Below are 5,712 nucleotides of genomic sequence, written 5' to 3'. Positions count from 1 at the left end.
CGCGCCCGGCGCCTGGTACACGCCGTCGAGGGTGAGGAACATGTTGGCCACGATGATGCCCATCGGTCATCCCTCCTCCGGCGCTGGGCGGCTGCCCGACGCGCCGCCTCCATCCTGCTCGCGCCGCCGCAGGGTTGTCCAGCCCCCGAAACAGTGCGGTGGAGGCGGTGCCACGGTTAACCGGCTCAATCCCTTCCATTGGTACCGTGGCGAAAGCGGCCCTGCTGCACCAGGTTTTGTGGTGCCTTGCCGACTGCGACAGCCGCCAACTGCTCCTTGAGGAGGCGGACGATCCGTGGTTCGAACGCCGTGGTGTCGCCGCCCAGGTGCGGAGTGATCAACGCGTTGGCGGCCCGCCACAACGGGTGGTCCGGTGGCAGCGGTTCGGGATCGGTGACATCCAGCGCGCAGCTCAACCGGCCGGAGACAACTTCGGCCGTCAAGGCCTCCGTATCCACCACCGCCCCGCGCGCAACGTTGACCACCAGCGCACCGTCCGGAAGGGCTGCCAGTATCGCGGTATCGATCAGTCTGTGGGTTGCGTCGGTCAGCGGTGTAATGACGATGAGCACCTCGTGGGACGCGGCAAGCTCCTGCAGCTCCCCCGTGCCGTGGATGTGGCCCTCGCTGTCGTCGCGGGCGTGGGTGCCGACGCGGGTCAGCTGCACCTCAAAAGGGTCCAGGCGGCGGGCGATTTCCCGGCCGATGCCGCCCACACCGAGCAGCAGGACCTTCCGGTCCGCCAGGGAGAGCCGGCGCTCATGGCGCCACCGTGCCTCGGGCTGGTCCCGGGCGGCGATGTCGATTCCGCGCAGCGAAGCGAGCACCAGGCCGACAGCGAGTTCGGCGGTCGAGGCGGCATGCACGCCGGCGGCGCTGGCGATCGCGACGTCCGGACCGACCGCGGCAGCGATGCCGTCGACGCCGGTGGTCTGGGTCTGCACCAGCTTCAGGTTTTTCAGCCTGGCCAGCTGCGGGAGGGCGGCTGCCGAGTCGGGATAGGGCAGCACGACGACGTCGATCTGATCCAGCTGCGCCCCGTCCGGTTCGCCGTCGAAATCCCATGCGACGGCCTTGATTCCGGCCGGAAGCGGTCCCAGCGCAGACAGCAAATCCCGGTCAGGGATGGCAACAGTCCAGTCAGCGTCCGGTGGGGCGGTCGGTTGGGTGCTCATGGAGCCATCCTGCCAGAGCCTGGGAAGTCAGGCAGGAGGCGGCCCCTCAGCCCTTGAAGACCGGCTTGCGCTTCTCCTGGAAGGCCTTGAAGCCTTCGGCGTAGTCGTCGCTCTTGCACAGCCGGCCCTGAGCGGCGTTCTCCTCTTCGGTGGCCAGCCACAGGCCCAGCCGCTGGTCGCGGATGTTGGCCACCAGTTCCTTGGAGGCCCGGAACGCGCCGGTGGCGCCCTGGGCGACCTTGTTGACGATGCCGCGGGTGGTTTCCAGCAGTTCGTCCGCGGGCATGGCGCGGCTGAACAGGCCGGCCTTCACTGCTTCCTCGCCGCTCATCAGTTCGGCGGTGTAGATCAGGTCCAGGGTGCGGTGTGCGCCGAGCCGCTCGGTGAACAGCCAGTGCCCGCCCGAGTCCAACGTGGCCCCCAGATTGGCGAACGGGGAACCGATCTTCGCCGAATCGGCAACATACACCACGTCCGTGGCGATCAGCAGGCCAAGCCCGACGCCGAGCGCCGCGCCTTGCGCTGCGGCGAAGGTGGGGGCGGGGAACTCTGCCATCTTCCGCAGCACCGGGGTGACGACGCCGGAGAGGTAGCCGTAGGCATCGTCGGTGGCAGGATCCACCTGGGAGATATCGCGGCCGGCGCAGAACCCGCGGCCCTCGCCGCGGAGCAGCAGCGCACGGACTCCGGCGGCAGCAGCGTCGTCATACGCCTTGCCCAGATCGTTGACTGCCTGCTCATCCAGCGCATTCATCTTGCCCGGTGCGTTGAGCACCACTTCGGCAACATTGTCTTCGATGGACAGTTCGATCATGCTCATGCGTCAATTCTCCTGGTGTGCGCCGGGTTGTCGAAGAGAGACCGCGGGTGCCGGACAGAGGGCCCGGCCCCCGCGGTGTTGCTACGCGTCGTAGTCGACGGTGATTTCGTCGCCGGTGGGGTGGGTCTGGCAGGTGAGGACGTAGCCGCGCTCGATCTCGTCCGGTTCCAGCGCGTAGTTCTCCTCCATGGTGAACGTGCCGGACACCACCTTGGCGCGGCAGGTGCCGCAGACGCCGCCGGCGCAGGCGAACGGGACGTCGGGGCGGACCCGCAGTGCCGCGTTGAGCACCGACTCGCGGGCATGTTTGGGCGAGGCGACCTTGCCGGAGAGCCCGTCGAGCGTGAAGTTGATTTCGTAGTTGTCCGCGCTGGGATCGACCTGCACCGGGCGGCCGATATTGCCCTGCGGCTTGGTCGGCTCGCCGGTGGAGAACAACTCGTAGCGGATCTTGTCGGCAGTCACGCCGCGTTCGGCCAAGGTGTCGCGGCAGAGCTGCACCAGTTCGAACGGGCCGCAGAGGAACCACTCGTCGACATCATCGGTGCGGAGCACGTTGTCGAACAGGCTCGTCAGCTTGTCGGCGTCGATCCTGCCCGACAGTAGCGGCGAAATGCGCTGTTCGCGGGAGAGCACGTGGTGCAGCGCGAAGCGGGTGGGGTACTTGTCCTTCAAGTCGGCCAGCTCCTCCACGAACATCACGTCCATGGCGGCCTTGTTCGCGTAGACCAAATCGAACCGGACGTTGTTGTTGGCGGCCAGCACGGTCCGGGCAATCGAGATCACCGGCGTGATACCGGACCCGGCGGCGAACGCCACGAAAGTAACCTCGGCGTCGGTATTGATCTGTTCCGGGTGGTTGATCTCAGTCATCTGGTGCTTCGAGATGAACGCGCCGGTGGGGCTCATCACGTCCAGGATGTCTCCGGGCTTGAGGCTGTCATTGGCCCAGTTCGAGAACAGGCCGCCGAGATCGCGCTTGATGGCCACCCGGATTTCGCCCGGCTTCGGCTCGGCGCAAATGGAATAGCTGCGGCGGATCTCCTGGCCCTCCAGCGTGGTGCGCAAGGCAACGTATTGGCCCGGCACGTAGTCGTACTGGCCGTGCAGTTCCTCCGGCACCTCGAACGTGACTTCCACGGCTTCGTCGGTCAGCTTGCGGACCTCGGCGACGGACAGCGGGTGGAAGGTGGCACGGCGCTTGGCCGCCGGGGCCTCCGTGGTGGAAGTAGTCATCTAGAGCACCTTGAAGTAGTCGAAGGGTTCATGGCAGTCATTGCACTGGTACAGCGCCTTGCAGGACGTGGAGCCATAGCGGGACAGCTCGCGGGTATTGAGCGAATCGCAGCGCGGGCACTTAACGCTCAGGCCCAGCTTGACCGGTCCGGTGCGGACCGGCGCCAAGCCCGACGGCGGGGCGATGCCGTACTCGTTCAGCTTCGCCTTGCCCTCGGCAGTCATCCAGTCCGTGGTCCAGGCTGGCGCCAGCACCAGCCTTACCCGCACGTCCGTGTATCCCTCGGACGCCAGCGCGGACGTGATGTCGTCGCGGATGGCGTCCATCGCGGGGCAGCCGGAGTACGTCGGGGTAATGGTTACCTCGACCGCCGGCCGGCCGCCGTCGTCCGTATCATCCAGGCCGGACTCCTCCAGCACTGACACCGACCGCAGGATTCCGAGGTCCTCGATGCTCAGCACCGGGATTTCCGGGTCGCAGACAGTAGCTGCGACGTCCCAGACGCGGGCCGCCTCGGTTTCTGCCGGTCGTTGCGCGGTATTGGTGGACATGAATAGCTCCGATGCTCCGAAAGGCCGCCCTGTTACCAGGTGGCGCCGGGGTGTTCGCGGGCCAGAACCTGCATCTCGGCGAGCAGGTAGCCCAGGTATTCGCTGTGCTTGAGTCGGGACTTGTGCGTCATCGCGGGCTGGACGTCCGGAACCTGAAGCGTCGCCTCGTCGAAAACTTCTGCGATGTAGGCGTCAAAGCCTGGCCGCAGTTCCGAGGGCCGCACGGCGATGCCGGGCAGGCGGTCGATCAGCTCGTCGTCGTCGAACAATTGCTGTACGTACGGCCAGACCGAGGTGAAGCCGGCGGTGATGCGCCGGTGCGACTCTTCCGTGCCATCACCCAGGCGAAGGGTCCACTGGGTGGCGTGGTCGCGGTGGTAATCCACTTCCTTCAGTGCCTTGGCCGCAATGGCTGCCAACGTTTCATCCCGGGAGTCCACCAGCCGCGAGTAAAGTTCGTGCTGGTAGGTGGCGATGAGCAGCTGGCGGGCAATGGTCTTGCCGAAGTCGCCGTTGGGCTGTTCGACCAGATAGCTCGAGCGGAACTCGTCCTCGCCGCGCCAGTACGCCAGGTCGTCCTCGGTCTTGTCCCAAGCGGATCCGGCGTACGTGAGGATCGAGCGGGCGTGGCCGATCTGGTCCAGCGCGATGTTGCCCAGCGCCACGTCCTCTTCCAGCTCCGGCGCACGCGAAATCCACCAGCCCAGCCGCTGGGCCAGAATCAGGGCGTCATCGCCCAGGCGCAGCGCGTACTCGGCGATGTCCACCGTGGCCTTGGAGCCGTCGGTCACCTGCTGGGCAATATCTTCCGGCCGCAGGGCATTGCCCGGCGTGATCCGGGTAGCGCTTTCGCCGCTCACAGGTGCTTCACCCCTTCGCTTTTGGTGTAGTAGGTGGCGTGGCGGTAGTCCTTGCCCTTGGGGGACTCAAAGAATTCGTCCTTGGCATCCGGGTCGCTGGCCACAATCGCCGACGCCGGCACCACCCAAAGCGAGACGCCTTCGTTGCGCCGGGTGTACAAATCCCGGGCGTTGCGCACGGCCATCTCGGCGTCCGGGGCGTGCAGCGAGCCTGCGTGCACGTGGGAGAGCCCTCGGGACGAACGGACGAAAACTTCCCACAGCGGCCAAGGCCGCTTGTCCGACAATGCCGGATTTTCCTCGGGTGCCGGCTTAACGGGCCGGGACATTGCGGTCTGGTCTCCTGTTGCCACTTAGGCCACCTGTGCTTTCTGTGCCTTCTTGGCCGCGTAGGCCGCTGCTGCTTCGCGCACCCAGGCGCCGTTCTCATGTGCCTCGCGCCGCCGTTCCATCCGCTGTGAGTTGCAGGGGCCGCGGCCGGCGAGGACTTCGTAGAATTCGTCCCAGTTGAGTTCGCCGTGCTCCCACAGGCCGGTTTCCTCGTTGTAACGGATCTCGTCGTCCGGCAGGGTCAGGCCCAGGACCTTGACCTGCTCCTGGATCATCCCGACAAACCGCGAGCGCAGCTCGTCGTTGGAAAAGCGCTTGATGTTCCAGGCCATCGACTGCTGCGAGTTCGGCGAATCGGTATCGGTGGGGCCGAACATCATCAGTGCCGGGGCGTAGAAGCGGTTGACCGCGTCCTGGGCCATCTGCTTCTGCGCGGGGGTGCCGTTGGCCAGTTCCAGCAGGATCTCGAAGCCCTGCCGCTGGTGGAAGGACTCTTCCTTACAGATGCGGACCATCGCGCGGCCGTACGGGCCGTAGGAAGCGCGGCAGAGCGGCACCTGGTTGGCGATAGCGGCGCCGTCGACCAGCCAGCCAATGGCGCCCATGTCCGCCCAGCTGTTCGCCGGGTAGTTAAAGATGGACGAGTACTTGGCCTTGCCCGACATCAGCTGCTCGTTGAGCACGTGGCGCGGGGTGCCCAGCGTCTCCGTGGCGGAGTAGAGGTAGAGCCCGTGGCCGG

7 protein-coding genes are annotated in these 5,712 nt (G+C 66.3%); all 7 read right to left on the bottom strand.

What is annotated here, in order from left to right:
• Positions 1-185: 185 nt before the first annotated feature.
• On the bottom strand, positions 186-1,175 hold the full coding sequence (locus tag AC5RWT_RS33880) for a 2-hydroxyacid dehydrogenase (protein WP_494084046.1): 990 nt from the start codon (positions 1,173-1,175) through the stop codon (positions 186-188).
• Between the two features lie 46 nt (positions 1,176-1,221).
• Entirely contained in the window at positions 1,222-1,989 is a 768-nt protein-coding gene (locus tag AC5RWT_RS33875) for an enoyl-CoA hydratase/isomerase family protein (RefSeq protein ID WP_494084047.1), read from the bottom strand.
• 87 nt (positions 1,990-2,076) lie between these two features.
• Positions 2,077-3,231 carry a 1,2-phenylacetyl-CoA epoxidase subunit PaaE gene (gene paaE / locus AC5RWT_RS33870; RefSeq protein ID WP_493966670.1) on the bottom strand — a complete coding sequence of 385 codons (1,155 nt, stop codon included), beginning with the start codon at positions 3,229-3,231 and terminating at the stop codon, positions 2,077-2,079.
• Positions 3,232-3,783, bottom strand: a complete 552-nt coding sequence (gene paaD / locus AC5RWT_RS33865; RefSeq protein ID WP_494084045.1) for a 1,2-phenylacetyl-CoA epoxidase subunit PaaD — start codon at positions 3,781-3,783, stop codon at positions 3,232-3,234. It abuts the gene before it with no gap.
• Positions 3,784-3,815: 32 nt separating this feature from the next.
• A complete protein-coding gene (paaC, locus tag AC5RWT_RS33860; protein ID WP_494084044.1) occupies positions 3,816-4,643 on the bottom strand; it encodes a 1,2-phenylacetyl-CoA epoxidase subunit PaaC in 828 nt (275 codons plus the stop codon).
• On the bottom strand, positions 4,640-4,972 hold the full coding sequence (gene paaB / locus AC5RWT_RS33855) for a 1,2-phenylacetyl-CoA epoxidase subunit PaaB (RefSeq protein WP_494084043.1): 333 nt from the start codon (positions 4,970-4,972) through the stop codon (positions 4,640-4,642). The genes paaC and paaB overlap by 4 nt, the downstream gene beginning before the upstream one ends.
• A gap of 24 nt (positions 4,973-4,996) precedes the next feature.
• Positions 4,997-5,712, bottom strand: a 716-nt coding sequence (gene paaA / locus AC5RWT_RS33850; protein WP_494084042.1) for a 1,2-phenylacetyl-CoA epoxidase subunit PaaA, incomplete at its 5' end; no start/stop codon positions are given.

The sequence above is a fragment of the Arthrobacter sp. Dra40 genome (assembly GCF_059091905.1).
Note: the sequence above shows the minus strand (reverse complement) of the source record. Positions and strands in the feature narration are given on the sequence as shown.

Coding starts and splice junctions, on each gene's coding strand:
- paaD (WP_494084045.1), bottom strand. CDS start 3,783: ATGTCCACCAATACCGCGCAACGACCGGCAGAAACCGAGGCGGCCCGC.
- paaE (WP_493966670.1), bottom strand. CDS start 3,231: ATGACTACTTCCACCACGGAGGCCCCGGCGGCCAAGCGCCGTGCCACC.
- AC5RWT_RS33880 (WP_494084046.1), bottom strand. CDS start 1,175: ATGAGCACCCAACCGACCGCCCCACCGGACGCTGACTGGACTGTTGCC.
- paaB (WP_494084043.1), bottom strand. CDS start 4,972: ATGTCCCGGCCCGTTAAGCCGGCACCCGAGGAAAATCCGGCATTGTCG.
- AC5RWT_RS33875 (WP_494084047.1), bottom strand. CDS start 1,989: ATGATCGAACTGTCCATCGAAGACAATGTTGCCGAAGTGGTGCTCAAC.